This is a genomic window from Cytobacillus sp. C11.1 (genome assembly GCF_058145115.1).
The window spans coordinates 3,538,920-3,565,090 of sequence record NZ_CM176935.1; the positions used below are offsets into that span (position 1 = coordinate 3,538,920).

The window sequence follows — 26,171 nt, forward strand, 5'->3', positions numbered from 1 at the left end:
TGACTGTAGATTTCGCTCAAACAAAAAAGGGCCGAAATCAAGATTGTGCTTGAACATAATATATATTTGAACACCCTTTTTTATTGAAAAATACAGAATAGTGAAGTAACATGGATTAAAAAATGAATGGCAGGGTGAGGAAATGATCGACTTACGAAGTGATACAGTAACAAAGCCAACAGAGGAAATGAGAAAAGCCGCTTATAAAGCTGAGGTAGGAGACGATGTGTACGGCGAGGATCCAACAATAAATAAATTGGAGGAAACCGCTGCTGAAATTTTGGGAAAAGAAGCTGCCTTATTTGTTACAAGCGGCACACAGGGAAATCAGATAGCCATTTTGACGCATTGCCGTCCAGGAAACGAAATCATTCTTGAAGCAGAAAGCCATATATTTTATTATGAATCCGGCGCTGCATCTGCATTTGGAGGTGTCCAGACAAGGACAATCAGGGGTGAAAGAGGTGCAATGGACCCGGCTGAAGTGAAGTATGCCATAAGAGGAGAAGATCAGCACTATCCAGAGACGGGCCTGATTTGCCTTGAAAATACCCATAATAGAGCAGGCGGTGCTGCAGTTCCGGTTGAAAATATGAAGGAAATACATAAAATCTCTAAAGAAAATAACATACCTGTACATATTGATGGGGCAAGACTGTTTAATGCCGCAGCAGCATTAAATCTGCCAGCGAAAGAACTCACTCAATATTGTGATACTGTTCAAGTGTGTTTATCCAAAGGATTAGGTGCGCCAGTTGGCTCTATTCTTGCAGGGAGCAGGGAGTTTATTGCTTCTGCAAGAAAGTGGCGTAAAAGGCTTGGAGGGGGGCTTCGCCAGTCAGGGATCATAGCTGCTCCTGGACTTGTAGCATTATCGCAAATGAGAGAACGCTTATCTGAGGATCATGAAAACGCCCAATATCTTGCCGAACAACTAAGCCAAATTAATGGAATTCACATCAGCAATCAAGTGGATACCAATATTGTTGTGGCTGATGTTAAGGACCTTAATATAGATTCTTCACAATTCGTTGAGAAAATTAAAGCAGAAGGAGTTCTTGCAGGTACATTTGGGCCTACTTCCGTTCGCTTTGTAACCCATTATGATGTTTCGAAAAACGATATTGAAAAAGCTATTGCTGCAATCCAAAGGGCTGCAAGCTAAATAAAGGGATTTACTCTTATTCCTTTCTAAAAAGGGTATTGAATAATAACTCCTTTTAGAAAGGAATGAAGAAAATGAAAAACAATGGTGAATGGTATAGTGAGCAAAATTCAGTTTATAAAACTTGGGAAGACAGGCAGGACAAAGAGGTTCTCGGGAAAAATGCTTTATATTATGGAATCCCATCTTTGATCATGATCATATTGCTTATTTTGTGATAAACAGTATATAAAAAACGCATGTTATTTTCTGTAACATGCGTTTTTTTATGCACTCAATACCGTCCTTGCCACACAGGGGATGAATAGTGCTGATGGTGAGCTTGAAAATGGCTGGGATCCCAAATGCTGTGAAACGGGTATCCCTGGTGAACGGGCTGGTACCAAGGCCCATATAACATCGCCGGAAAGCCTTGATAAGTAACCCCGCCATTCATTCCTGTTATGATATATTGCCTCAAAGGTATCACTCCTCATTTGTTCCCTTAACATCAAAATATGCTTTGAAATTCAGGAAGTTCCCATAAGGCAAATTCGGCTTTTTCTCTATATTTCCAACTATACTTTCCTCATTAATCCGCATTATAAGAAAGTAAATTTATTTTAAAGGAGATAAGCTAAAGATGAAGATGCTTTTTAACAGAAACTTTTTGTTAGGCGTATTTCTCGTCCTATTACTTGCAGCATGTAATAATAATGCCGAGCAGGGGATGGATAATGGAAATTTAACAGGCAATGAATTAGAAGAAATAAGCAACACAAATAATGTGAATGTGGAAAGAGAAAGAAGGGGAGCGACTCCTCTTGAATTGCAAAGAGTGAATAATGGCTATCTGACCATTGACCCGAATTCCTACAGCACAGGTATGCCAAGCCAGGAGTACCCCCACAGTGAGTTAACCAATGATGGCGGATTGCCATTTTTCCAATTTGGCGAGGACGAGCAGCAAAATCAGGGAATGGCGCCAGGCCAGCCCGGAGCCGATCAATTTAATCAGCAGCCTTACGGACAGGGAGGAATTGGCGGACAGCAGCCGGCAGCACCAGAGCCGCGAAAGGAAACAAACCAGGCACCAGAAGCACAGGGTGACGAAATCAATAATTTTGAAGCGCAAGTAATCGAGTTAACGAATGCTGAGCGTACAAAGAATGGACTTTCAGCTTTAAAGGCAGATAATCCATTAAGTAATGTGGCACAGGCAAAATCAAATGATATGCAGCAAAAGAATTACTTTTCACATACTAGCCCAACATATGGTTCACCATTTGACATGATGAGAGACTTTGGTGTCAACTACAGCAGCGCTGGAGAAAATATTGCAATGGGACAGCAGACACCACAGCAAGTCGTTCAGGCATGGATGGACAGTGAAGGGCACCGGAAAAACATCCTGAATGGTACATTCACTCATATTGGAGTGGGATATACAGAAAACGGATCTTATTGGACCCAGATGTTTATAAGCAAGTAATAAAAAAGAAATCGGCATTCAGCCGATTTCTTTTTTATTTATTAATGGCTCCAGCTGGTTTTTTATATCATCTACTAACTCATGAATCGTAATTTGACTCTCTGATTGCCCCTTATCAAGAGCAGATTCCAAAACTTTTGCAAAATCATTAAAATTGGCTTCCATTATAAACACCTTCTAGCAAGAGTGATAGTTGATGAAACTATTCCCTGTAAAAGTTTTTTTAAACTTCAGTCACTATATATTATTTAAATATGAAATGGTATGTGACTAATAGTGATTAATCATTCATTTTCATCACATGAAAGTTATTGGACATATAGGTTTACTAAAGAATAAATGTGGGTATGTGGTTTAAAAAAACTTTTTGAGGTTACCCCCACACCGGTTGAGAACGGCACGAATAGTATAGAAGGAAAGAGAAAATATACATAAACCATGTATATGTTGAACGAATATTAAAATAGGAGGTCTGGTTATGAGATTGGTGCAAATGGATATTGATCAGATTTTGGAATCCACATCAGAAATTGCAGAAGAAGATCTTGGCTATATGATCAGACAAGTTGAAATCGATATTTTACTTGAGAGAACCCAGGATTGGTAATAATATAGAAAGAAAACTCCCCGCAATAGCGGGGAGTTTTTTATTGGGCCTTATTCGGGGAAATACTGTTTTGCTTTATATTTCTTTTTCTAACTCCGAAAGAAATATTGGATGAAAGCAATACACCAAAAATAACGATAACTCCGCCTATAACTTGGTAATGATATAAGGATTCAGCTGTGAATAGAACGGCAAAAGCAGTTGCAAAAACAGGTAAAAGATTTAGAAAAACCCCCGCTTTAGAAGCTCCAATTATTGAAACTCCATAATTCCATGATAAAAATGCGACAATGGAGGCCAGAAAGCCTACATAGAGTAAAATCCCAACCGAAAAAGCCGAGAAGGCCGGTCCTATACCAGAAAGCCTGTATTCAATCAAACTTAAAGGCCCCAATATTAAAATACCAAGAAATGAAGTCACATAAAAAGTCGAAAGTGCTGGCAGTATGCCGGAATATTTCTTCCCAATAACTGAATACAAGGCCCACAAAAATACGGCAGTTAAAACAAACAGGTCTCCCGTATTAATGCTCCAAGAAAGGAAAGCATCAATCGAGCCCCTTGAAATGATAAACGAAATTCCGAAAACAGATAAAATAATTCCAGCAATCTGCTTAAGTGAAAGTTTTTCTTTTAAGATAAATATAGCCAAGATTGCTATGAATAGTGGAGTAGTACTATTCACTACCGATGCATTTATAGAGGTTGTGTATTGAAGGGCAAAATAAATAATCGTATTATAGCCTGCCACCCCCGTCACCGCCAAAAGCAAAAGAACAGGTTTATGCTGCCAAAGAATCTTCCAATCTTTTTTGAGGGGCTTTAGCATAAATGGAGTTAATAGCAGGAACGCAATCAGCCATCTGAATAAAGAAAAAAGCAGCGGCGAGAAATACTCAACTCCCATTCTGCCAATAACAAAGTTTCCTCCCCATATCATATTCGCCAATATTAACAAAAAAAAACCGTAATTTTTGTTTGCTGCAGCTTGCACAGATAAAACCTCTTTCCCATCCTGATATAAATTCCATTTTACCTTTCTTCGCAATAGAGTTCATTAATTTCTGAAAATATATCAACAGGAATTTGTAACAATTGGAAGATAAAACCCGTCAATTGTTTTAAAAGGGGTGTCTAAAATGAAGAAAAAGTGGCTTTTAATTGGAGGCATGGCGGTCATTTTATTTCTATTCGTTTCGGTTCTCTTTGGGACCCGGTTAAAAATGATTAGTGATCTAGCTGGAAAAAGTGAAGAACTCATTGTATTGAAAAATAAAGTTTGGGAGGTGGAGTTTTCAAAAGAACTGGATGCTCGAAGTGTGAATAGTCAAACAGTCTATGTGCTGAATCAAGATGGCAAGAAACAAAATGTCGGTATATCATTGGACAGGGACAAAAAGACCGTACTCATCGAGCCCCCAAAGAACGGATATCAAGTGAACTCCCCTCATTATTCGTTAGTTATTACAAAAGGCATTAAAGCAGAATCCGGAAGAAGATTATATCGGTCCTTAGAAGCTGCTTTTACGGTTAAAGAAACTCTGCCGACAATAGGATCGAAGGAAAAGTTAAATGCATACTTTTTAAAACTTCTAAAAGAACAGAAGTATTTCGATGGCAGGGATATGGCTGTAAGCCTGGAAAGCAGCAATGAAAAAAGTGCGGCTGATACAGCTGAGCAGGATCACTCAGAGACCAATGTTCAAGTTCAGGGAATTGACGAAGCCGACATGGTAAAAACAGATGGAACCCATATATATAGAATAAGCGAAGGGAAAGTACAGATTATTAAAGGAGTCCCTGCTGACAAAATGCAAATGGACTCAGTGCTTACCTTTAATCGATCCTTTTCTCCCTCTCACTTATTTTTGGAAGGAAACCAATTAATTGTCTTGGGCCACAGCTATAAAGAGCTAACTAAAAGTCAAGACAAAAGAGCAGCCGATTTACTGATTGCACCAGCATTTCAATCAACGAAAGCCATCGTATACAATGTCAAAAATAAACAACAGCCAAAAATGTTAAGGGAGATTGAAATCGAAGGCAGTTTGCTTGCTTCGAGACTAATGGATGGGAAAGTTTTTATGATTACAAGCCATTATCCCGACTTTTGGATTCTTGAAAGAAATGAAGATGCAGATCTTCGTCCCCGATATTCTGATACTGCCCAAAACAAGGATTTGCAAATAATTGATTATAGAGATATTCAATACTTTCCAGATTCCAGAAATGCAAATTACACAAATATAGCCGTTATGGATTTGGAAGACACAAAAGCAGATTTGGGCATAACAACCTACCTGGGAAGCGGAACGGAACTATATATGTCCAAAAACAACCTCTATCTGGCTGTTCCTAATTACCATCATGAACCTATTACAACAGACAGGGTCTTCAGCCCTGACAGCAGCATCTATAAATTCAACTTAAACGGCAAAAAAGCAGAGTTTCAAAATTCCGCTGAATTAAAAGGAACAGTCTTAAACCAATTTTCAATGGATGAGTATAAAGGAAACTTTAGGGTTGTCACTACCAAGGGGCAAGCTTGGGATGATCGAAACCCGTCAACCAATAACCTCTATATTTTGGATGAAAATTTAAAGCAGATTGGCCAGCTCGAAGACCTTGCAAAGGGTGAGAGAATTTACTCTGCCAGGTTTATGAATGAGCGAATTTATATGGTTACTTTCAAGGAAACCGACCCGCTCTTTGTAATCGATGGTTCCAACCCTCAAAAACCAGTGGTATTAGGTGAACTGAAAATACCTGGTTTTAGCAACTATCTGCATCCATTGGATGAAAATAATCTAATCGGATTTGGCCATGATACAAAGGTTTTGGCTGGAAAGGGATCAGGAAACCAGCCACTTATTACAACAGAGGGAGTCAAAATATCTCTTTTCGATGTTAGCGATATGAAAAATCCAATTGAAAAAGATACCGAAATAATTGGAGGAAGAGGAACTTACTCTCCTTTAAATTATGACCATAAAGCTCTGCTCTTTCACAAAGAAAAGAACCTGTTTGCTTTTCCAATTACTGTTTATAAAAGCGTTGAAGGCAGCCAATTTGAATCCAGATACGAGTTCCAGGGAGCTCATGTATACAGAATAGACGCTCATAACGGGATTCATCTGGAAACAACATTTACTCACCAGGAAACCAATGCAGTGTATGAGGAATGGGAAAATACGATGGAAAGGCTTATTTATATTGAAGATCAGATCTATACTTTATCACCAAATAAGATTGCTGCCTATAATATTAACAGCTACAGAAAAACGGGTGAATTAAAGCTCCCTTAAATGTAAGAAGAAACTGGCTTTTATAGAGCTTGTTTCTTTTTTTTTGGTAAAATTTTTCCATTTAAGTGAATGAGTTTCCTTTTTAAAGGAGATGATAAAGTTATTAGTATATAAATATAATTTTTAATAAAATGGCTGGTGAAAATATGAATGGCAGCAGTATTCCTAAATTAATATCATCTGAAATGGCAATGCTTTGGAATACTTATGTAGCAGACACAGCAGCAGTTTGCTGCATTCAGCATTATATAAATACATACGAGGATCCTGATGTATTACCTGTATTGGAATATGCTTTATCCATTGCCCAGGACCATATAGAAGACATTCGTTCATTGTTTAAAAAAGAAAATTTCCCCTTACCCAATGGATATAATGAAAACGATTGGAGACAAGATGCCCCTAAGCTGTTTTCGGATGTAACTTATTTAAGATTCATGCATCATCTGGGGAGAACAGGATTAAATGCTTATTCACTTGCAAAATCAGTTTCAGCAAGAAAAGACGTCCGCAGTCTTTTTAAAAAATACTACGAACAAACTGAAAATCTATTTGATATGGCTTCAGATGCAATGGAAGAAAAAGGTTATTTTATTCGTTCACCTTATATTGATTATCCAAAAAAAGTGAAATACGTTACCGATTATCATTTCCTGGGAGGATTAGTGGGCAAAAAAAGACAATTGCTCGCGATTGAAATAGCCCATCTTGGAACCAATGTAGAAGTAGCTAATATCGCAAAGACAATGTTGCTGGCATACAGTCAGGTAGCAAAGCAAAAAGAGATAAGCAATTATTTTAAAAAAGGGTACGATATGTGTTTGGAACATGTAGAGTATTTTCTCAATGTATTGAAAAATGATGATGTGGCGTATCCAAGCACCTGGGATGGATCACTTACTGATTCAACGACTTCGCCTTTCTCTGACAGGCTAATGATGTTTCAAATCGCCAGCATCTCAGCAGTAGGTGTAATGGACTTTGGCATCGCAATTGGTGCCAGCGTGAGGAAGGATCTCGCAATCCGCTATGCGAAAATGATGGCCGAGGTTGGCACTTACGCAGATGATGGCGCCAAAATTATGATTGACAATGGCTGGCTGGAGAAACCACCTCAATCACTTAACAGGGAAGAACTAAGAAAGAAATAAAGAGAGACAAGCACTCAATTATGGGTGCTTAATTTGTTTGGGATAATCTGAACTATTCCTATGAATGCAACCGAATAAAATGGGGTAATAGAATACTAGAATAAAAAAAAGGAAAAGGAGCTGAAAGTAATGTGCAAATTGGTATACGCATTCTCTGCTGCGTTACTGCTGACTGCATGCGGGGCAGATGAAGAAGCTAATAATCCTTCAGAAAAAGAAGTAAGTATGGAAGAAAATAATAGTGAAGACTATAACAAGCCAACGAATACAGAGGGGGAAGAGAAACCACTGTCTGTTGCAGAATTGGATGACCGCATTGATGAGGGAATGAATATAGATACTTACTCTGCCGAAGTTCAGTCTTGGGCAGAAAAAGGACAACTTGAAATGGAGGAAACGGTTATTATCGAAGAAGAAGATCCTTCTTCAGCAGATATTCTCCAGCTTGCAGATGGTTTCCTTGGCGTTGCTTATGATGAGAAGGAGGTTACAGAGGTAAAAATGTTCCAATCTGTTGAAAATGCAAAAGAATATTTTGAATCACTTTAAAAAATCCCAAAAGGCCATCCAGTTGACTGGAAGGCCTTTTTTCTTAGTCATGACAATTTACCATAATTGCGGCTACCTGCATTAAACGATCATAGAAGGGACCCGCCGCCGGGTTTTGGTCCAGACCTGTTTCTTTGAAGGCATCTTTCATGCAGCTGAGCCATCTCTCTGCTCTTTTGGGGGTAATTTCAAAAGGCATATGACGCTGCTTCATAGCAGGTGGGCCGAATTCCTGGCTATAAAGCGGTGGCCCGCCGAGAAACTGTGAAAGAAACATGCGCTGCTTTCGCTTAATTTCCTCTATGTCACCTTCAAATAGGGGACTCAATATTGGATCTGCATAAACGCGCGGGTAAAAAGCGTCCACCAACTTTTCAATGGTTTCTGTTCCGCCAATTTCCTCAAATAGAGTCTTAAATTCCTGTACCATTTCTTCACCTGCTTTTTCAACATAATTTACTTAATTTTATTGTCATTATATAGTAGGTATTTTAGCTTAAGTGTGATGTAAATCACAATTTGAATATTTGAAACAATTTTTTCCCTTAACCGTATAGTAAGGAAAGGGATACGAAAGGGTGGATAGTATGGAGAAAAAAGGCTGTGTAAAATGCGGAAGCAGAGATGCGGGACAAAAAGAAGTATCCATGACTGGAAGCGGGCTCTCAAAAATGCTTGATCTTCAGCATAATCGCTTTCTTGTCGTTTATTGTAAAAACTGCGGCTACTCTGAGTTCTATAATAAAAATTCGTCTACTGCCGGTAACGTACTAGACTTTTTCTTCGGCGGTTAAACAACTCAGATGAGTAGAAATCAGTTCAACTAAACGAACTTCCCTCCATGGAAAAAGCGTTTCGCAGATAACCTTAAGCATTGCCGTTCATAAGGCAATGCTTTTTAATTTAACAGATCCTAATAATCCTTAAAGCAGATAATTTTGATATACGAAAAGAATGTGAGAAAATTATCCAGTAAATAATAGAAAAAATATGAGGTGAAAGAATGGAAAATTTACAATCAGCAACAACCTTACATAACGGTGTAAAAATGCCATGGTTTGGACTTGGCGTTTTTAAAGTCCAGGACGGCGATGAAGTGGTCCAATCTGTTAAAGCCGCATTAAAAGCAGGCTACAAAAGCATTGATACTGCAGCTGTGTATCAAAATGAAGAAGGGGTAGGCCAAGCAATTAAGGGAGCTGGCGTGCCACGTGAAGAACTTTTCATTACAACAAAAGTTTGGAATTCAGACCAAGGTTATGAGTCTGCCATACAGGCATTTGAAACCAGCCTTAAAAAACTCGGCCTTGATTATATCGACCTTTACCTCATTCATTGGCCAGTTAAGGGAAAATATAAAGAAACATGGAAAGCACTTGAAACTCTTTATAAAGAGAAAAAGGTAAAAGCAATTGGAGTAAGCAACTTCCATATTCATCATCTTGAAGACCTTTTACAGGATGCAGAAATAAAGCCGATGGTTAACCAAGTGGAACTTCATCCATTGTTAAACCAATCGGACCTAAGGGAATTCTGCAGAAAACAGGAAATCCAAATAGAAGCTTGGTCGCCTCTCGCACAGGGTGAATTGCTTGAAAATGCTGCCTTAAAAGAAATAGCTGAAAAATACAGCAAATCTGCTGCACAAGTTATTTTAAGATGGGATCTGCAAAATGAAATCGTCACAATCCCTAAATCTGTAAAAGAACACCGAATTATTGAGAATGCCGATATTTTTGACTTTGAGCTGACATCAGAAGATATGGACAAAATTAACAGCTTGAACCAAAATCGCAGGGTAGGTCCAGATCCTGACAATTTTAATTTTTAATAAAAGGCTGTTTTCGCATACTTTGTTGCTCTTTAAACAAGTAGTAGTGAGGAGAGGTTGATTTCCGCTCCAGGATGCTCAGCGAACCAAGGGGCGGGCGGTGAGCCTCCTTGGCGCGCAGCGCCTGTGGGGTCTCACCTGTCCCACTTCTCCCGCTGGAGTCTCGCACCTTACGCTCCAATCAACCAACCTTAATTATCAATGTGTTTATTCACAAATTATTTAAAAATAACAATCAGTCTTTTAGAAAACAGCCTAATAAAAAACAAACCGGCATCCCGTGTTCAGCCGGTTTGTTTTTTTAAATAAAGCAAGTGAATTCCGCAGAAAATTTATTACTCCTCAAAATAATCCCGAAATTCCTCTGTATCAGTTTCTTCTTTATTTTTGTAATAAGGATTGTCTTCAGTCGAATTCTTTGGATCAAGGTTGGTTTTAATAACAAGCATGGGTTCATTGGTATGCTGAGCAATCATTCGATCATCCAGTTCTTCAAAATCCGGCATTTTTTTACTTCCTGGTTTTAATGGATCCATCCTGCACCTCCCAATCCATAGGATGCAAAAAGAAAGAGGAAAATATGCATGATTTGGAATATAAAGGCCAAAAAAGGTTTGCGGATTAAGAAAAAAGGTAATTAGGGAAGAAGACAAGTTATTACCTATTAAAGCAAAATTAAATGACGTAAGTGTGTTAATTGTTACTGACCGAAAAGGCATTTTTTACTATCTTTATTGTAGAACCAAAAATAAGTCTTACAGTTGGCAGCTTAGTGTTAATGGAGGAAAGAGACTATGAGTATTTTTGAAAACATTCTGGATATTTTAGAGAAGAAAGGCCCCTTATCAATACCTTCATTGCTAGATGAAATGAACAGGCTGAGCCGTTTTCAAAATACAAATGGTAAACCCATTGAACTATCCCATGTTAAATCGGTAATAAGCAGGAAAAGAGAGCTTTTCAACATAAAAAACAATATTGTGACCATAGATCCCGATAAAGATCCGGTACTGTTAAGTGTCAACCTCGGCGGCTATCCGGGTCCGTGGTATAAAATTGAAGTGGATTTTATCAATGAGCGATTTATTTACTTTGAATGGCACTTAAGTTCTTTTTCACCGAGGAATGAATTGCCCAAAGCATCAGGCAGCATAGAGAATTTTAAGAAGGAATTATATCGGCTGAAAATCTGGAAATGGCAGCCTGAATATAATCATCCTGGCATTATACTGGATGGAATAACGTGGTCCGTTAAGCTGATTACGAAGGGAAATATTTTTGAGAGCACCGGCATACAGTCCTTTCCAAACGATTGGGAAAAATTTTGCAAAGCACTATCAAAACTGACAGGAAAATATATATGTTAAAAAAGCTGCAGCCGGATATCGCTGCAGCTCTTTAGTTTTCTAAAGATATGAGCCTTACCACAAAGCACTGATTTTCTTCATCAATGAATAAGCAATACTCCTCTTCTTCAGATATATCCAGCAGTGATTGCAATTCTTTTGGAATATGGATGGAGCCATTTTCAGAAATGAGCCTTTTATTATGAGTAGAATTTAAATTGGCCTTTTTAATAACAATGTGATTTTGGCCGAAGCGGAGATCAGCCAGCCTGCCTGGCAGGAGGCCAAATTGGTTCCGCCACTTGCTGGGCAGCAGAATTTTTCCTGTTTTATTAAAATTCTTACATTTATAGATAGTCAACATGCTGATCAGCTCCTTGTACGCTTGTTAATCTATTACACATATTGGAACTTTCAAAACACTTTTTTTAAAACAAAATTAAATTTCAGCATTAACCCCTATTTTACGATGAATAATTCCTTCCAGAAAGGCAAAACCTTTTAAAAAAGGTGGGGTAAGATGAAGAAGAAGCTTATTTTGGTCCTGATAGTTCTCCTTTCCTGGATGACTGTTCCTTTCATAGGCAAAAGAGATTTTAAAAGGTTTTATCCTGCAGCCATCTTTATGGGTATATATATATTAGGTGAGGGAGCCATAGCTGAAAAGAATAAATGGTGGACGATCAAAGAAAGATTCCACCCGAAATTAAGCGGTGAAATGCCTATGATACTGGGGCCGTTCTTTGCCGGTTCCATATGGATTCTGAAATTATCATATGGAAAACCTTTACTATACTTGTTGTTGAATGCCATTGTTGATGCTTTTTTCTCTTACCCTTTTTATAATTGGTTCAAAAAGCTCGGTATATGGAAGCTTGTCCGTTTCACACAGCTCCATCTGTTCATTTTATTTATGATGAAGTCTATCTTGATGTATGTTTTTCATGTTGTTTTTGTGGATAAAAGGATATTATACAAGCTTTTTAAATATAGGAGCCCTGGGGAAAAAGAACCCATTCTTAACCAAAGAGAGGAGAAAGCATAGTGGAAAAAAGAAAAGACCTTGCTTGTGCAGATGAGAAGGATATTCTTCATCATCTGATGGAACAGCAAATTGCCTTTATTTGTGTCGATGAAGAAGAAGAACGAATGAGAGAAGAGACAGAAAACAAATACTAATATAAGCAGTCTTTCTGAAATGAGGGTTTTTATTTGAAAAAAATAATGATCAGCTTTGCGGCCATGGCTTTTTTAACATCTTCTTATAGCATACCGGCGTTTACCGAACAGGCAATTGCGGAAAGGCCAGAACCGGCATATGCCAAATGGGGAAGATTAGCCATGAAAACAGCGAAAGAAAAATATCCGTCCGCTAAAATACTTGATTACTTGCATATTGGCAGGGAAAAGAAAGAAAAATCTGATATCGAAAAATTCAAGCTTTGGGTTGAAGATGGCGGAAAAGAATTCGGGGTATATATAGATATTGAATTTGACCCGAAAACAGACAGAGTGATTCAAATTAATACTCGAAAATCCTCCAATTAACTGGTGCAAATTCATGCATCAGTTTTTTTTATTGAAAAATTCAGGCAGTTTGAGCGACACTCGATTATAATAGAAGGAAAATGATGTTAAATTGGGGGCGTGTTATTTGGAAATCAGGTTTAAAGAAATTACTTATCAGAATTGGGAGGAGTGTATAGGACTTCAGGTAGCGGATTATCAAAAAGGCTTTATGGCGTCAAACTTATATTCCATTGCTGAAGTGCAGTTCTTGCCCGAATTCAAAGCAATGGGGATTTATTTCGATGATGTTATGATTGGATTTATTATGTTTGGACTAGATCCTGACGACGGAAATTACTGGATTTATCGTTTTATGATCGATGAGAAATATCAAAGGAAAGGCTATGGAAAACAGGCCATTATCCAAGCTGCAGCAATGATCAGCAACAACCCTGGCTGCCAGGAAATATATGTTGGCTATCATCAGGACAATATAGCTGCAGATCAGTTATATAAGAGCACCGGCTTTATAGACAAAGGAATTGCTCCTTGGGGTGAAAGGCTGGCTAGCTATGTAAAAAAATAAGAAAAACCGCGGCCAGTTCCATTTTAGCCACGGTCTTTACAAGCGATCGTTTCGAATTTGGAGTAACAATCGATCGTATAGTCTGCATAAGGGTTGGGGTTTCGGAAAGCACAGGTAGTAATGCCAATCTTCCGGGCTGGTATTAAATCTGTATCCTGGTCTCCGATTGCCAGGTTAATATTATAACGGTCATGCAGGTATTCATAAGATTCCGGGTGTGGCTTGAGCGAGAAACCATCAAATTCAGGACAGATGATTTCCTCAAAATATGGCCCCAGATTCCAATAGTCCAATAACTCCTTAGTGGATTGCCGATTGCGATGTGTTACGAGGACATTAATGTTGTTTTGCTCCAAAATATCTCTTACATATGGAAATAAGGGTTTTTCAGCATGCGCAAAAGTTCTTTCCGTTTTGCGAAAATCAGTTATTTTTTCAGAGGGCACTCCATACTTGGCAAATGCAGTTCCGTTTTTGAGCAGTGGGAGGACCTCATCAGGATTAAGATCTTTGCCGGATATTTGAATAAAAGATTGAACCAAAGTAGGCCATGCATCCAAAATGGTGCCATCCAAATCCCATAAAACATTCATCACGATTTCTCCTTCCAAACATGTATATATGTATTGTAAAGGTTTTAAAAGCAGCATGGCAAGCATGCCAGATAAGCAAAAACCCGGCAGCTTTGCCGGGTTTTTTGCTTATCTTAATACATTGAAATATCTGGCTTCCGGATGGGCAAATACCATCGCAGAGACGGATGCTTCTGGCTCCATCATGCATCCTTCCGTTAGATGGACGCCAATGTCTTCTGGCTGAATAAGCTTGAATAGCTTTTTCTGATCTTCAAGATCAGGGCAGGCGGGATATCCGTATGAAAAGCGCTGTCCCTGGTATTTGGCTGCGAAACGGTCTTTCATCGTCATTTCGACTGGATCCGGGAAACCCCAGCGATCCCGGATTTGACGATGAATAAGCTCGGCAAATCCTTCTGCTGATTCAAGGGCAAGTGACTGCAAAGCGTGGCTTTCCAGGAATCTGCCTTCCTCTTTTAATCGGTCAGCTACTTCCCGAATACCTCTGCCGGCAGTAACAGTAAAGAATGCCACATAATCCATTTGTCCGCTTTCTTTAGACTTTAAAAAGTCTGCCAGACATAAAAACGGCTCCGTTTCCTGGCGCGGGAACTCAAATGTTTCTATGATAGTAGTCTGATCCTCAGCATAGATATAAACCTTATCGCCATCCGATTGGGCAGGGAAGAATTGATAAACGGCCTTAGGGTCAATCCAGTTTTTCTGCTTTGATTCAGCAATCAGTTCATCAACCATTGCGTTCACTTTGATGGCCTTTTCATCACCTTCAGCAAGAAGCTTTTGAAGGTTTCCTTTTAACCCAAGATGATGGCCAATCAGCATTTGTTTATTAATATACGGTTCAATATGCGAAAGGGAATACGTCTTTAACAAATGGCGTTTCAGATCTTTAGGAACAAACACAGGCGCTTTTGTACTTACCGTAGGCTTCGGCTTTACTGCCACAGCAACGGATCCTCGGTCAAAAGGTACTGCATTTAGTGCAGCAGCCTGTTTTTCAGCCTGCTGGACCTTCAGTTTTTCAGCTTCTTCCGGTTCCTGCAGCTGGTTAGCTAATGAAAGGCCGTTCATGGCATCTTTGGCATATAAAACAAGCCCTTCATATTCCTTGGAAATTTTAGTGTCAGTAAATTTCCTTGAAAGAGCCGCACCTCCTACTAAAATAGGAACATCAATGCCAGCCTGTTTCATATCATGTGCTGTAATGACCATCTGCTGTGCTGACTTAACAAGCAGGCCAGATAAGCCAACCATATCAGGCTTTTCTCTTTTAATTGTTTCAATTAGCTCGGCAGGGGAGACTTTAATCCCTAAATCAATTACCTCATATCCATTATTGCTTAAAATAATATCAACCAGGTTTTTGCCTATATCATGCACATCGCCTTTAACAGTAGCCAGTACAATTTTCCCTTTGGAAGATGATTGGGCAGCGTCCTTTTCCATATATGGTTCAAGGTAAGCAACAGATGCCTTCATAACCTCAGCACTTTGCAGAACCTCTGCTACAATAAGCTGATTATCGTTAAATAGTCTTCCAACTTCTTTCATTCCGTTCATTAAAGGGCCATTGATGATATCAAGAGGGGCAGGATATTGTTCTAGTGCCAAAGCAAGGTCCGGAATCAACCCTTCTTTTGTGCCTTCTAAAATATAATAGGCAAGGCGCTCCTCCAGTGTCATATCAGGCAGGACACTTTTGCTTTCTTTCTTCTTATCACGATAAAAATCAGTGAAAACTGCAAGAGATTCATCCGTTGTTTCAAATAGCAGCTTTTCTGCCATTGCAACTTCTTCCTTAGAAATGGAGGCAAACCTTTCAAGCTTCTCCGTATTCACGATGGCGTAATCCAGGCCGGCTTGTGTACAGTGATATAAAAATACGGAATTTAGAATTTCCCGGCCGACAGGAGGGAGGCCAAAGGATACATTACTGATTCCCAATATGGTCTGAACTTCCGGAAGTTCTTCTTTGATCAGTCTTATTCCATCAACAGTCGCCTTAGCCGAACCGATATATTGTTCATCGCCAGTACCGACAGGGAAGACCAGCGGGTCAAAAATAAGATCCTCAGGCGGGATATTGTATTTATTCACAAGAAGATCATAAGAGCGTTTAGCGATTTCAAGTTTTCTTTCAGCTGTAACGCCCATGCCTTCTTCATCAATCGTACCGACAACAACGGCAGCTCCATAGCGGTGTATGAGTGGAACGATAGCCTCAAACCTTTCTTCGCCATCTTCCAGATTAATGGAATTAATGATTGCTTTCCCCTGGGAATAGGTGAGGGCTTTCTCGATCACCTTTTCATCTGTCGAATCAATTACGAGCGGAGCCTTTATTTTCTTAACCAATTCCTTCATAAAGTTCTCCACATCCTGCATTTCTTCCCGGTCAGGATCGGCAAGGCAAATATCAATGACATGAGCTCCGCCTTTCACCTGGGCACGGGCTATCTCAGCTGCTTCTTCAAATTTCCCTTCAGCAATCAGCCTTTTAAACTTACGGGAACCAATAACATTTGTACGCTCTCCAACCATAATCGGCCTTAAAGTTGGGTCATCATAGATAAGCGGCTCAATGCCCGATACTTTGTGAATTGAATTTTCTTCAAATATTCGTGGGTTATATTCCTTTACGGATTCGGCTATCGCCTGAATGTGTTCAGGTGTTGTTCCGCAGCAGCCCCCGACAATATTCAGCCAGCCTTCCCTGGCAAAACCGGCAAGCTTGCTCGCCAATGATTCCGGTGTTTCATGATATTGGCCTTCCTCATCAGGCAAACCCGCATTCGGATAGCAGCTAACTGCAGTGGTTGCCAGTCCGGAGAGGGAACGGATATGGTCCTGCATGAATTCCGGACCTGTCGCACAGTTAAGCCCAACCGCAAGGGGATTCATGTGCTCAAGCGAAATATAAAAAGCTTCAATCGATTGGCCAGCAAGGGTAGTGCCCATCGGTTCAATTGTTCCTGAAACAATTAGAGGAAGTTTCTTTCCTGACTTTTTAAACGCTTTTTCAATACCGATAAAGCCAGCTTTCACATTCAGCATATCCTGGCTCGTTTCCAAAAGAAGAAGGTCAGCGCCGCCGTCAATTAAACCCAGCGCTTGTTCTTCGTAAGCTGCTGCCATACCATCAAATGTTGCACCGCCAGTCACGCTTAAGGTTTTGGTCGTAGGTCCCATTGCTCCTGCCACATACCTTGGCCAATCAGAAGTAGAGATGCTGTCAGCTGTTTTACGGGCAATTTCCGTCGCCTTTTTATTTAGCTCATAAGCCATGTTTTCAAGATCGTAGTCTGCTAGAACGAGACTGGTCGCGCCAAATGTATTAGTTTCAATAATATCAGCGCCGGCTTTCAAATATTCAAGGTGGATATGTTCTATCACAGCAGGAGCGGTCACGTTTAAGTATTCATTGCAGCCTTCATATTCCTCGCCGCCAAAGTCATCCGCTGTTAGATTCGCTCTCTGAAGCATGGTGCCCATTGCTCCATCCATGATTAAAATTTTCTTCTTAAGCTGTTCCTGTAATGTTGGTTTATGCATGCTGTTTCCTCCTTGAAAGCCCTTCTGTCTTTTCCCGTGCGTAGTTTGAAAGTTCAACAGTCATTTCATAACGCATGAACGGGGTGATCAGATAAATTCCGTTGAATAACTCCGCTGCGGCATCAATCAGCGACTTTGCAATTGCAATGCCTTCCTGGCCCGCTTGTATGGGATCGTCCTTTAAGGCAGCCATCCGGTCTCTGATGCTATCGGCAATCTTTATTCCCGGCACTTCATTATGAAGGAATTCTGCGTTTCTGCTGCCCGTCAATGGCATAAGCCCAATATAAACAGGTGCTTTTAAATCCTTGACTGCTTCATGGACCTCCAGCAATTTTTCTTCTGAAAAAACTGGCTGTGAAATGAAATAATCTGCGCCATGGTCTATTTTCTTTTCCAGTCGCCCAACCGCTTTTTCCAGTGAACGGACATTGGGATTAAAAGCGCCGGCTACAGAAAAAGCAGCTTTCTGGCCCAAGTCTTTTCCGGAAACCGATAAGCCTTCATTCAGCTGTTTAATCATACTGATCAATTCGAATGAAGATACATCATATACAGAGGATGCACCAGGGAAATCGCCGACACGGGCCGGGTCTCCAGTTACTGCCAATATATCATTTAATCCAAGTGCGTGCAGACCCATTAAGTGAGATTGCAATCCAATGATATTCCTGTCCCTGCAGGTAACATGAACAAGGGGGCGTAAGCCTGTTTGCTGCTTGACCATGTATCCCAAAGCAGAATTGCATACCCTTGGGGAAGCAAGAGAGTTATCTGCCAGAGTGATCGAGTCGATGCCAGCTTCCTTTAAAGCTTTCGCTCCTTCAAAAAAACGTGTGGTATCCAGCTTCCGTGGAGGATCAAGCTCAACAATGACAGAAGGCCTTTCCTTCACAATTTCCTGAAGAGGAGGGAGGTCTCTTGATGGCGAAGGCTTTTCAGATACGATTATTTCTTTTTTCGCCTTTACCTCTTTTTCCTCAAGCGGTGCTAATCCTTTCAATTCATCCGCAAAAGCTTTGACATGCGCAGGAGTAGTACCGCAGCAGCCGCCAAGAAGCCGTACGCCCTGATTGCGGAAGTCTCTTGCTGACTGGCGGAAATACTCGGCATCTCCTTCATAATGAAATTTGCCGTCTGTATAAGCCGGAATACTGGCATTAGGGTAAGCAGAAAGGAATGCATGTTTAGGCAGAGGCACACTTTCCAGCGTTTTAAGCATATGATGAGGACCAAGTCTGCAATTTATTCCCACAACATCCGCTCCTAGGCCTTCAAGCCTTGAAAATGCTTCAGGGATTGGTGTCTGATCCTGGAGGACTCCTGCTTCATGGAGGGACACCTGAGCGATAATCGGCAAATCGGTTTCTTTTCTTGCAATGGCCAGCACCGTTTCAAGTTCTTCAAGGTCATAATAGGTTTCTAGCAAAATATTATCGACACCCTCAAGCAGGAGGCAATATAGCTGTTCGCGAAAGCTTCTTTTGATTTCTTCAAGCGAAACCATATTAGGCTTTATGCCTCTATTTCCTCCGATCGTCCCAGCCACATAAGCTTTGCCCTTGGATGCTTTCTTAGCAATCCGTGCTGCCGCACTATTGATTTCTTTAACAGAGTCTTCAAGTCCATACCTTTGCAGCTTCAGATAATTTGCTGCGTAAGTGTTCGTCTGGATCAAACCGGCACCGGCATTGATATATGCTTCATGAATGTGCTGGATTTGTTCAGACTGTGATAGATTCAATTCTTCAAAACAGCTGTCTGTCCCATAGGAGTATAGCAAAGTTCCCATTGCACCATCAGCTATGATAATTTCATTTTTCAACTTATCCAGGAAACTCAAAGATGATCACCCCTGCTGTAAAATTGTTTGCTTTGTTTGCTGTGCAGCAATTAATGCTGTCTTGAAATCTTCTATAATATCATCTGCATTCTCCAGTCCAACAGAAAGACGGAGAAGGCTTGAGGTAATCCCGCGCTGATCTCTTTCCGCCGGAGGCATAGCCGCATGCGACATTTTTGCAGGGTAGGAGAGGATCGATTCAACTGCACCCAGGCTCACCGCGAACACAGGGATTTGCACACCTTCAACAAACGTCCTTAAGGCCTGCTCATCTTCAAGCTCAAAGGAAAGGACAGCACCTGCGGAATTAGCCTGCTTTTTCTGAAGCTCATAACCAGGATGGTCCTCAAGTCCCGGATAATGCACTTTCTTAATAGAGGGATGATCTTTAAGAAAAGAAGCAATTTTCTCAGCCGATTTTACAGATTGCTCCAGACGAACGTGAAGGGTTTTGATCCCTCTTAGTACAAGCCAGGCATCCTGTACACCCAAGACTGCACCAAAGGAATTCTGCAGGAACGCCAATCTGCCAGCCAAATCTGGATCCTTTACAACCGCAAGGCCGGCTACAACATCGCTGTGTCCAGATAAAAACTTTGTCGCACTGTGAAGGACAATATCTGCACCCAAAGCAAGCGGCTTTTGCAGGGCAGGGGTAAGGAATGTATTGTCTACAAAGGTAAGAGCGTCATGTTCTTTGGCCAGAGAGCTAATAGCCTCAATATCTGTCACTTTCAATAGCGGGTTGGAAGGAGTCTCTACATAAAATACCTTTGTATTTGGACGGATCGCAGCCTTAACTTCTTCCAGATTGGTCATATCGACGAACGTGTGCTCAATCCCAAAACGTGTCAATACTTCTGTTACCATACGGAAGGTGCCGCCATACACATCTTCGGTGATGACAACATGGTCACCCTGTGACAATAGAAGGAAGGCTGTTGAAATCGCAGCCATGCCGGAAGAAAAGGCAAATCCTCTAGTTCCTTCTTCAAGCTCGGCGATTACTTCCTCCAAAGCTTCCCTTGTAGGGTTTAAGCTGCGGCTATAATCATATTTTCCGAATGTATCAATATCCTTTTGATGGAAAGTGGATGCATGCTGAATAGGTACACTAACAGCCCCAGTTTCAGGATCGTATTTTTGTTTATTGTGCAGCAATTTAGTTTCGAACCTAAATGATTGATCTTTACTCATCGTAAAACCTCCTTTAAAACATTAGCAAAAGCATGGTCCAAATCTGCCTTTAAGTCTGCAGCGTTTTCAATGCCAACAGAGAAACGAAGAAGTCTGTTGCAAACACCCGTCTCAATTCGGATTTCTTCAGGGATATCGGCATGTGTCTGTGTCGCAGGATAGGTGATGAAACTTTCAACACCGCCAAGGCTTTCAGCAAAAGAAATGAGAGAGAGGCTTTGCAGGAATGGGTTAACCCAAGATTCATCTTTGACCCGGAAGGAAATCATTCCGCCTCTGCCCGGATACAAAACGTCTGTAACCGCATCATGTTCTGTTAAATACTCCACTAATTCCTTTGCATTCTTTTCATGGCGCTCCATACGAAGGGAAAGAGTCTTCATCCCCCTAATCAATAACCAGGAATCAAAGGGGCTTAATACGGCGCCGGCAGCGTTATGATTCATAGCCAGTGATTCACACAATTCTTTTCCTTTTGCGATAATTAACCCGGCAAGAACGTCATTATGCCCACCCAAATATTTCGTAGCACTATGAATCACAATATCAGCGCCAAGCTTTAACGGCTGCTGAAGAAGAGGGGTATAGAAGGTGTTATCAACAATTAATAAAATATTATGCCGTTTCGCAATCTCAGCTGTTTTCTTAATATCTGTTTGTTCCATCAGCGGATTGGTAGGCGTCTCGAGGAAGATCGCCTTTGTATTTTCAGTGATTAGGTTTTCAATCTGGTCTGGATTGCTTGTATTCACATACTTACTCTGCAGTCCCCATTTTTTGAAGCCTTGTTCAAGAAGCCTATAGGTACCTCCGTATAAATCCTTGGATACAATCCACTCATCTCCGGATTTAAAAAGCGAAAGTATCGTAAGAATAGCAGCCATTCCTGAACTGCAGGCGTAACCCTGGTCTCCTTCTTCCAGATCTGCGATGGCTTTTTCAAGCAGCTGGCGGGTAGGATTGCCTGTACGGCTGTAATCAAAACCTGTAGACTGACCGATCCCCTCATGGCGATATGCTGTTGAAAAATAAACTGGCGGATTTACCGCACCTGTTGCTGTCTCACTTTTGTTGCCGATTTGTGCCAATTTTGTATCAAGCTTATACATATGTGAACACTCCTTATACGAAATAAAAAAAAGCCTTCTATAAGAAGAAGACTTTTTAATGTGATTAGCCATTCTTCTTATCTTTCAAGTTTTTTAAAACTTGCAGGAATTAGCACCTTTTCAATCAACTTAAGATTGATGGTTGCTGAGGCGTCGTCGGGCCTTACCCTCGACCTCTCTGGATAAGAAATCTAATATTCAATTTTCTCTACACTTTACTACAGTAAACCGTTAATAGTCAACACTTTTTGAAAATATTTTGAAATAAAATTAAATTTTTTTAGGGTGGTTTACAAATTAAAAACTCCCATCCTAAGGTGGAAGTCTTTAAAAAAAGGCTATTTTCTAAAAGATTGTTGTTTTTGAATAGCTTGGTAAATAGAAACATTGAAAAATAAGGTTGGTTGATTGGAGCGTAAGGTGCGAGACTCCTGCGGGAGGAGTGGGACAGGTGAGACCCCACAGGCGCTGTGCGCCGAGGAGGCTCACAGCCCGCCCCGCGTTCGCTGAGCATCCTGGAGCGGAAATCAACCACTCCTCACTACTTGATTATAAAGCAACAAAGTTTGCGAAAACTGAAATAGATTTGAATTTATTCTTCAATTAAGCTGTTTACATGTACATCCATTTCATTTTCTGGATCTGCTTTCGTATAAATACGGGCCATCTTTGTCTGCTCATCCACATGCTGAATGATTACAGGATTGCCATTATATGTGACACCTACCATATCAGCAGACTCTGATATTTCTCTAGCTCTTCCAATATTCATGATGATACCTCCTGTATTAAATAATAGTAATTTGTCTTTAAAATTAAAATTTATACTTGGCTGAATCTATGGCATAAAATGTTAGGTCTGTACTTCTTTAAAGTTCAGAATATTTGATTTATAATAAAAGAAAATAAATATCTTTTCTTGTGGAGGGAAGTTATCATGCAAGAGCATAGCCACTGTCACCATCGCTTTGCAGAATTCGGAGGACCAGCGGTTTTCCAAACGGAAGACGGAATTGAGGTTAACATTTCAGGTACAGCGTTTCAAAAATGCACCACTTGCGGCCACGTTGATTTTCCGGTTGATACAAGAGAAGTAATTGAATCTTCCCTGAAAGAAAACAGAAAGAACCCTAATGCGGTTAAACAAATTTATATTAACCTAGTGGAGACTTTTTAAAGCCGATAAAAAATCGGCTTTTTTTATTTTTGTGATAAAAATATTGCCCAGTTATTTCTTATTAATAAATGTACATAGTTTAACAAATCATTTTATTAATATAAGTAATTCACCTGAAAATTTTTTAATAGTTTTCCACTATATTCATGTTTTAATCTTTGTACAACAAGATTTTCCGTGTTAGAATAGCTGTGGAAACGTTTTATCCTCTGAAAAATAATATTATTCGTAAAAATAAAACGTTAATTCATTTTTATAAAGGGTAATGGTATCAGAGGACAAAAATGTATTGAATTATTTATTTAAAAACAGTTATGGAGGTAATTTTCCATGAAAAAGCCATCTAATGGTGAGGGACCTTTTGAACAAGGATTTCATGGCCCAAACCTTGGCTATGTTATTGAATTATATGAGAGATATCTAGAAGACGCGGATTCAGTGGATCCGGAGATGAAAGAGTACTTTGAAAGAAATGGGTCCCCAGTACAAGATGAAGGGTACACGAAACCTTCAAGCCAAGTGGATGCAGCCTTAAATGCAGGGCAGCTTGAAAAGACACTTGCAGCGATTCGCCTTGCTGATAGTATTCGCACATATGGCCATCTGGCTGCAGATATTTATCCATTGGGAAACCATAAACCTGAAAATGAACTATTTGAACTATCCAAATATGGATTAACTGAAAGTGACTTAAAAGAAATTCCTGCAGGTCTTATTACGAAGGATGCAACATATCCGCTGCGAAATGGCTTAGAAGCCATTGAGTTCCTTAAGAGCGCTTACATGGGGCCTATTGCATTTGAATTTCAGCACATTTACGATGAAACTGAAAAAAATTGGCTGCGCAGAAAAATAGGAGCAAACAGCCATAAGCTCACCATGAAAAAGGAAGAGAAAAGTCAAGGTTTTAAAAAGGCTTACTGAAGTAGAAGAGTTTGAAAAATTCCTTCATAAAACTTTTGTCGGCCAAAAACGATTTTCAATAGAGGGCCTTGATTCAATGGTGCCATTATTGGATGAAATTGTCTCTGAATCTGTATCTGATGGAGCAAAAACCATTAATATCGGAATGGCTCACCGCGGAAGGCTAAACGTGCTTGCCCATGTGCTAGGGAAGCCATACGAAATGATTTTTGCAGAATTCCAGCATGCGCCTAACAAAGAGCTAGTTCCCTCCGAAGGATCCATTGGAATAAACTACGGCTGGACAGGTGATGTGAAATACCATCTTGGACTTGATAAGCAAATCAAAGATGAGAACACAACCATTGCCAGAATTACATTAGCAAATAACCCTAGCCACTTGGAATTCGTTGGTTCCGTTGTAGAAGGATTCACAAGAGCTTCCCAGGATGATCGATCTCAGCCTGGATATCCGAAAGTAGATCACAGCTCTGCATTGGGAATTATCATTCACGGTGATGCCGCATTCCCCGGCCAGGGAATTGTTGCAGAAACACTAAACCTTGGACAGCTTACAGGATATAATACCGGCGGATCCATCCATATTATTGCAAATAATACACAATCGGATTTACGACAGAATCACATGATTCACGCTCAACCCGGTATGCAAGCGATCTTGCAAAGGGCTATGAAATGCCGATTCTCCATGTGAATGCAGATGAACCGGAAGCTGTAGTTGCGGCGGCAAGGATCGCATGTGAGTACCGCGCAAAATTTCAAAAGGACATCCTGATTGATTTAATTGGCTATCGCCGGTTCGGGCATAACGAAATGGACGAGCCCATGACAACCAATCCGCTGATGTATAATATCATTCGCGAGCGTCCTACTGTGAAAGCACTATATGCAGAAAAGCTTTTGAAGGAAAATACTATTTCGAATGAAGAAGCGGTAAGCATTCAAAATGCTATATTGGAGAAAATGAAAGCAGCAAACGAAAAAGTGCCCAAAGAGAAAAAGGAACCAGAGCCATCCAATCCGCCTGAAATTGTGGAGAAGGGCCTGCCTAAGATAAAAACAGCTGTTCCGATTGAGACACTTAAGCAGATTAATGAAGAGCTTTTAACATGGCCAGAGGATTTCAAAGTGTTTGACAAGCTTGGCAAAATTTTGAAACGCCGAATGGAAGCGCTTGAAGGTAACGGAAAAATAGACTGGGGACTTGCTGAAACATTGGCATTTGCATCTATTTTATCTGATGGAACACCTGTCAGATTGTCTGGCCAGGATTCTGAAAGAGGAACGTTTGCACAGAGAAACGTGGTACTTCATGATCATACGACTGGAAAATCCTATTCACCGCTGCACAAGCTTTCTTCTGCCAAAGCTTCGTTTGCCGTTCATAATAGCCCGTTATCAGAAGCGGCTGTTGTGGGCTTCGAATATGGCTATAATGTTTTCGCGCCAGAAACTCTCGTGCTTTGGGAAGCGCAGTATGGTGATTTTGCTAACGCCGCCCAGGTAATGTTTGATCAGTTCATCGCGGCAGGCCGTGCGAAATGGGGACAAAAATCAGGTCTTGTCATGCTTCTTCCTCATGGATACGAAGGCCAGGGACCTGAACATTCCAGTGCCCGTCTGGAGAGATTCCTGATTCTTGCTGCTGAAAATAACTGGACAGTCGCTAACCTTACTTCATCAGCACAGTATTTCCATATCTTAAGAAGACAAGCCGCCATCTTAGGGAAAGAGGAAGTTAGGCCATTAGTGATTATGTCTCCTAAAAGTCTATTGCGCAATCCATCAGTTGCTTCTAACGGACTTGAATTAAGCGAAGGTGAATTTAAATCCGTCCTGGAACAGCCTGGATTGGGCAGCAATCCTGAAAAGGTAAAGCGGATCATACTCGGAACCGGTAAGATTGCCATTGATTTAGCGGAAAATCTGAAAAACTATGAAGATCAGGATTGGTTCCATATTTTACGTGTGGAAGAGATTTATCCTTTCCCAATGGTTCAAGTCAAAGAAATCTTAAAACGCTATCCGAATGTAGAAGAGATGTTATGGATTCAGGAAGAACCAAAGAACATGGGAGCATGGAATTTTGCCGAGCCAAGGCTGAAAGAAATCGCCGGCAGCGGAATTGATGTAAGGTATATTGGAAGAAGACGCAGATCAAGCCCTGCAGAAGGTGATCCAACTGTTCATAAAAAAGAACAGGCTCGCATTATAGATGAAGCATTAACACGCAAGCAAGAAGGAGGAAATTAA

General features: G+C 40.4%; 26 protein-coding genes, 1 pseudogene and 1 riboswitch. Of the genes and pseudogenes, 16 read left to right on the plus strand and 11 right to left on the minus strand.

The window, feature by feature from the left end; all coding sequences use genetic code 11:
- The first annotated feature begins 142 nt into the window (after positions 1-142).
- The 3 genes from ltaE (at position 143) to AC3ZVC_RS17565 (ending at position 2,636) form a co-directional block, all read left to right on the plus strand.
- The gene (ltaE, locus tag AC3ZVC_RS17555; protein WP_490064498.1) at positions 143-1,165 is read left to right on the plus strand and encodes a low-specificity L-threonine aldolase; all 1,023 of its coding nucleotides are present in this window, start codon (positions 143-145) and stop codon (positions 1,163-1,165) included.
- A gap of 74 nt (positions 1,166-1,239) precedes the next feature.
- Positions 1,240-1,383 (plus strand): hypothetical protein, encoded by a 144-nt coding sequence (locus tag AC3ZVC_RS17560; RefSeq protein ID WP_490064499.1) that lies wholly within the window; start codon positions 1,240-1,242, stop codon positions 1,381-1,383.
- A gap of 404 nt (positions 1,384-1,787) precedes the next feature.
- Entirely contained in the window at positions 1,788-2,636 is an 849-nt protein-coding gene (locus AC3ZVC_RS17565; protein WP_490064500.1) for a CAP domain-containing protein, read from the plus strand.
- Positions 2,637-2,654: 18 nt separating this feature from the next.
- On the opposite strand, the gene AC3ZVC_RS17570 is transcribed toward AC3ZVC_RS17565, so the two are convergent.
- Positions 2,655-2,801 carry a YwzD family small protein gene (locus AC3ZVC_RS17570; RefSeq protein ID WP_490064501.1) on the minus strand — a complete coding sequence of 49 codons (147 nt, stop codon included), beginning with the start codon at positions 2,799-2,801 and terminating at the stop codon, positions 2,655-2,657.
- 313 nt (positions 2,802-3,114) lie between these two features.
- Between AC3ZVC_RS17570 and AC3ZVC_RS17575 the strand changes: the two genes are divergently transcribed.
- Positions 3,115-3,243: a hypothetical protein gene (locus tag AC3ZVC_RS17575; protein WP_258309119.1), complete on the plus strand. Its 129-nt coding sequence runs from the start codon at positions 3,115-3,117 to the stop codon at positions 3,241-3,243.
- Positions 3,244-3,283: 40 nt separating this feature from the next.
- Here the strand turns inward: AC3ZVC_RS17575 and AC3ZVC_RS17580 are convergent, their stop codons facing one another.
- Positions 3,284-4,237, minus strand: coding sequence for a DMT family transporter (locus AC3ZVC_RS17580; RefSeq protein WP_490064502.1), 954 nt, complete (start codon positions 4,235-4,237; stop codon positions 3,284-3,286).
- Positions 4,238-4,382: 145 nt separating this feature from the next.
- Here AC3ZVC_RS17580 and AC3ZVC_RS17585 point away from each other — a divergent pair, with 145 nt between their 5' ends.
- The 3 genes from AC3ZVC_RS17585 to AC3ZVC_RS17595 all read left to right on the plus strand — a co-directional run bounded on the left by AC3ZVC_RS17585 (position 4,383) and on the right by AC3ZVC_RS17595 (position 8,248).
- Positions 4,383-6,548 (plus strand): beta-propeller domain-containing protein, encoded by a 2,166-nt coding sequence (locus AC3ZVC_RS17585; RefSeq protein ID WP_490064503.1) that lies wholly within the window; start codon positions 4,383-4,385, stop codon positions 6,546-6,548.
- A gap of 146 nt (positions 6,549-6,694) precedes the next feature.
- Complete coding sequence (locus tag AC3ZVC_RS17590; RefSeq protein ID WP_490064504.1) at positions 6,695-7,699, plus strand: DUF3231 family protein; 1,005 nt, start codon at positions 6,695-6,697, stop codon at positions 7,697-7,699.
- Between the two features lie 129 nt (positions 7,700-7,828).
- Positions 7,829-8,248, plus strand: coding sequence for a hypothetical protein (locus AC3ZVC_RS17595; RefSeq protein WP_490064505.1), 420 nt, complete (start codon positions 7,829-7,831; stop codon positions 8,246-8,248).
- Positions 8,249-8,291: 43 nt separating this feature from the next.
- On the opposite strand, the gene AC3ZVC_RS17600 is transcribed toward AC3ZVC_RS17595, so the two are convergent.
- Positions 8,292-8,678 carry a globin domain-containing protein gene (locus AC3ZVC_RS17600; RefSeq protein WP_490064506.1) on the minus strand — a complete coding sequence of 129 codons (387 nt, stop codon included), beginning with the start codon at positions 8,676-8,678 and terminating at the stop codon, positions 8,292-8,294.
- 157 nt (positions 8,679-8,835) lie between these two features.
- Here AC3ZVC_RS17600 and AC3ZVC_RS17605 point away from each other — a divergent pair, with 157 nt between their 5' ends.
- Both AC3ZVC_RS17605 and AC3ZVC_RS17610 read left to right on the plus strand, forming a co-directional pair.
- Entirely contained in the window at positions 8,836-9,042 is a 207-nt protein-coding gene (locus tag AC3ZVC_RS17605; RefSeq protein ID WP_490064507.1) for a zinc ribbon domain-containing protein, read from the plus strand.
- Between the two features lie 209 nt (positions 9,043-9,251).
- Positions 9,252-10,079: an aldo/keto reductase gene (locus AC3ZVC_RS17610; protein WP_490064508.1), complete on the plus strand. Its 828-nt coding sequence runs from the start codon at positions 9,252-9,254 to the stop codon at positions 10,077-10,079.
- A 335-nt stretch (positions 10,080-10,414) separates the two neighbouring features.
- On the opposite strand, the gene AC3ZVC_RS17615 is transcribed toward AC3ZVC_RS17610, so the two are convergent.
- The gene (locus AC3ZVC_RS17615; RefSeq protein ID WP_490064509.1) at positions 10,415-10,615 is read right to left on the minus strand and encodes a hypothetical protein; all 201 of its coding nucleotides are present in this window, start codon (positions 10,613-10,615) and stop codon (positions 10,415-10,417) included.
- 258 nt (positions 10,616-10,873) lie between these two features.
- Between AC3ZVC_RS17615 and AC3ZVC_RS17620 the strand changes: the two genes are divergently transcribed.
- A complete protein-coding gene (locus AC3ZVC_RS17620; protein WP_490064510.1) occupies positions 10,874-11,446 on the plus strand; it encodes a hypothetical protein in 573 nt (190 codons plus the stop codon).
- 31 nt (positions 11,447-11,477) lie between these two features.
- On the opposite strand, the gene AC3ZVC_RS17625 is transcribed toward AC3ZVC_RS17620, so the two are convergent.
- Entirely contained in the window at positions 11,478-11,789 is a 312-nt protein-coding gene (locus AC3ZVC_RS17625) for a hypothetical protein (protein WP_490064511.1), read from the minus strand.
- Between the two features lie 156 nt (positions 11,790-11,945).
- Between AC3ZVC_RS17625 and AC3ZVC_RS17630 the strand changes: the two genes are divergently transcribed.
- The 4 genes from AC3ZVC_RS17630 to AC3ZVC_RS17645 all read left to right on the plus strand — a co-directional run bounded on the left by AC3ZVC_RS17630 (position 11,946) and on the right by AC3ZVC_RS17645 (position 13,520).
- Positions 11,946-12,470, plus strand: coding sequence for a hypothetical protein (locus tag AC3ZVC_RS17630; protein ID WP_490064512.1), 525 nt, complete (start codon positions 11,946-11,948; stop codon positions 12,468-12,470).
- Positions 12,470-12,604: a hypothetical protein gene (locus AC3ZVC_RS17635; protein ID WP_490064513.1), complete on the plus strand. Its 135-nt coding sequence runs from the start codon at positions 12,470-12,472 to the stop codon at positions 12,602-12,604. Before AC3ZVC_RS17630 ends, AC3ZVC_RS17635 begins: the two co-directional genes overlap by 1 nt.
- A gap of 33 nt (positions 12,605-12,637) precedes the next feature.
- The gene (locus tag AC3ZVC_RS17640; RefSeq protein WP_490064514.1) at positions 12,638-12,973 is read left to right on the plus strand and encodes a YqzG/YhdC family protein; all 336 of its coding nucleotides are present in this window, start codon (positions 12,638-12,640) and stop codon (positions 12,971-12,973) included.
- Positions 12,974-13,079: 106 nt separating this feature from the next.
- A complete protein-coding gene (locus AC3ZVC_RS17645; RefSeq protein WP_490064515.1) occupies positions 13,080-13,520 on the plus strand; it encodes a GNAT family N-acetyltransferase in 441 nt (146 codons plus the stop codon).
- A 23-nt stretch (positions 13,521-13,543) separates the two neighbouring features.
- On the opposite strand, the gene AC3ZVC_RS17650 is transcribed toward AC3ZVC_RS17645, so the two are convergent.
- The 6 genes from AC3ZVC_RS17650 to AC3ZVC_RS17675 all read right to left on the minus strand — a co-directional run bounded on the left by AC3ZVC_RS17650 (position 13,544) and on the right by AC3ZVC_RS17675 (position 22,589).
- On the minus strand, positions 13,544-14,113 hold the full coding sequence (locus AC3ZVC_RS17650; protein WP_490064516.1) for an HAD-IA family hydrolase: 570 nt from the start codon (positions 14,111-14,113) through the stop codon (positions 13,544-13,546).
- A gap of 108 nt (positions 14,114-14,221) precedes the next feature.
- Positions 14,222-17,668: a methionine synthase gene (gene metH, locus AC3ZVC_RS17655; protein WP_490064517.1), complete on the minus strand. Its 3,447-nt coding sequence runs from the start codon at positions 17,666-17,668 to the stop codon at positions 14,222-14,224.
- Positions 17,661-19,511: a bifunctional homocysteine S-methyltransferase/methylenetetrahydrofolate reductase gene (locus AC3ZVC_RS17660; RefSeq protein ID WP_490064518.1), complete on the minus strand. Its 1,851-nt coding sequence runs from the start codon at positions 19,509-19,511 to the stop codon at positions 17,661-17,663. The genes metH and AC3ZVC_RS17660 overlap by 8 nt, the downstream gene beginning before the upstream one ends.
- 6 nt (positions 19,512-19,517) lie before the next feature.
- Entirely contained in the window at positions 19,518-20,708 is a 1,191-nt protein-coding gene (gene metC / locus AC3ZVC_RS17665; RefSeq protein ID WP_490064519.1) for a cystathionine beta-lyase, read from the minus strand.
- The gene (locus tag AC3ZVC_RS17670) at positions 20,705-21,817 is read right to left on the minus strand and encodes a methionine biosynthesis PLP-dependent protein (RefSeq protein ID WP_490064520.1); all 1,113 of its coding nucleotides are present in this window, start codon (positions 21,815-21,817) and stop codon (positions 20,705-20,707) included. The genes metC and AC3ZVC_RS17670 overlap by 4 nt, the downstream gene beginning before the upstream one ends.
- A gap of 74 nt (positions 21,818-21,891) precedes the next feature.
- A riboswitch (SAM riboswitch) is annotated at positions 21,892-22,006 on the minus strand.
- A gap of 403 nt (positions 22,007-22,409) precedes the next feature.
- A complete protein-coding gene (locus AC3ZVC_RS17675) occupies positions 22,410-22,589 on the minus strand; it encodes an H-type small acid-soluble spore protein (RefSeq protein ID WP_490064521.1) in 180 nt (59 codons plus the stop codon).
- Between the two features lie 165 nt (positions 22,590-22,754).
- Here AC3ZVC_RS17675 and AC3ZVC_RS17680 point away from each other — a divergent pair, with 165 nt between their 5' ends.
- Both AC3ZVC_RS17680 and AC3ZVC_RS17685 read left to right on the plus strand, forming a co-directional pair.
- Positions 22,755-22,994, plus strand: coding sequence for a hypothetical protein (locus AC3ZVC_RS17680; RefSeq protein ID WP_214729283.1), 240 nt, complete (start codon positions 22,755-22,757; stop codon positions 22,992-22,994).
- A 330-nt stretch (positions 22,995-23,324) separates the two neighbouring features.
- A pseudogene (locus tag AC3ZVC_RS17685) lies at positions 23,325-26,171 on the plus strand (2-oxoglutarate dehydrogenase E1 component).

Bases quoted from the DNA above. Each gene is read 5' to 3' on its own strand.
- metH (WP_490064517.1), bottom strand. From the start codon at position 17,668: ATGCATAAACCAACATTACAGGAACAGCTTAAGAAGAAAATTTTAATC.
- AC3ZVC_RS17650 (WP_490064516.1), bottom strand. From the start codon at position 14,113: ATGAATGTTTTATGGGATTTGGATGGCACCATTTTGGATGCATGGCCT.
- AC3ZVC_RS17670 (WP_490064520.1), bottom strand. From the start codon at position 21,817: ATGTATAAGCTTGATACAAAATTGGCACAAATCGGCAACAAAAGTGAG.
- ltaE (WP_490064498.1), top strand. From the start codon at position 143: ATGATCGACTTACGAAGTGATACAGTAACAAAGCCAACAGAGGAAATG.
- AC3ZVC_RS17560 (WP_490064499.1), top strand. From the start codon at position 1,240: ATGAAAAACAATGGTGAATGGTATAGTGAGCAAAATTCAGTTTATAAA.
- AC3ZVC_RS17615 (WP_490064509.1), bottom strand. From the start codon at position 10,615: ATGGATCCATTAAAACCAGGAAGTAAAAAAATGCCGGATTTTGAAGAA.
- AC3ZVC_RS17625 (WP_490064511.1), bottom strand. From the start codon at position 11,789: ATGTTGACTATCTATAAATGTAAGAATTTTAATAAAACAGGAAAAATT.
- AC3ZVC_RS17595 (WP_490064505.1), top strand. From the start codon at position 7,829: ATGTGCAAATTGGTATACGCATTCTCTGCTGCGTTACTGCTGACTGCA.
- AC3ZVC_RS17600 (WP_490064506.1), bottom strand. From the start codon at position 8,678: ATGGTACAGGAATTTAAGACTCTATTTGAGGAAATTGGCGGAACAGAA.
- metC (WP_490064519.1), bottom strand. From the start codon at position 20,708: ATGAGTAAAGATCAATCATTTAGGTTCGAAACTAAATTGCTGCACAAT.
- AC3ZVC_RS17675 (WP_490064521.1), bottom strand. From the start codon at position 22,589: ATGAATATTGGAAGAGCTAGAGAAATATCAGAGTCTGCTGATATGGTA.
- AC3ZVC_RS17565 (WP_490064500.1), top strand. From the start codon at position 1,788: ATGAAGATGCTTTTTAACAGAAACTTTTTGTTAGGCGTATTTCTCGTC.
- AC3ZVC_RS17610 (WP_490064508.1), top strand. From the start codon at position 9,252: ATGGAAAATTTACAATCAGCAACAACCTTACATAACGGTGTAAAAATG.
- AC3ZVC_RS17585 (WP_490064503.1), top strand. From the start codon at position 4,383: ATGAAGAAAAAGTGGCTTTTAATTGGAGGCATGGCGGTCATTTTATTT.
- AC3ZVC_RS17680 (WP_214729283.1), top strand. From the start codon at position 22,755: ATGCAAGAGCATAGCCACTGTCACCATCGCTTTGCAGAATTCGGAGGA.
- AC3ZVC_RS17575 (WP_258309119.1), top strand. From the start codon at position 3,115: ATGAGATTGGTGCAAATGGATATTGATCAGATTTTGGAATCCACATCA.
- AC3ZVC_RS17590 (WP_490064504.1), top strand. From the start codon at position 6,695: ATGAATGGCAGCAGTATTCCTAAATTAATATCATCTGAAATGGCAATG.
- AC3ZVC_RS17570 (WP_490064501.1), bottom strand. From the start codon at position 2,801: ATGGAAGCCAATTTTAATGATTTTGCAAAAGTTTTGGAATCTGCTCTT.
- AC3ZVC_RS17620 (WP_490064510.1), top strand. From the start codon at position 10,874: ATGAGTATTTTTGAAAACATTCTGGATATTTTAGAGAAGAAAGGCCCC.
- AC3ZVC_RS17605 (WP_490064507.1), top strand. From the start codon at position 8,836: ATGGAGAAAAAAGGCTGTGTAAAATGCGGAAGCAGAGATGCGGGACAA.
- AC3ZVC_RS17630 (WP_490064512.1), top strand. From the start codon at position 11,946: ATGAAGAAGAAGCTTATTTTGGTCCTGATAGTTCTCCTTTCCTGGATG.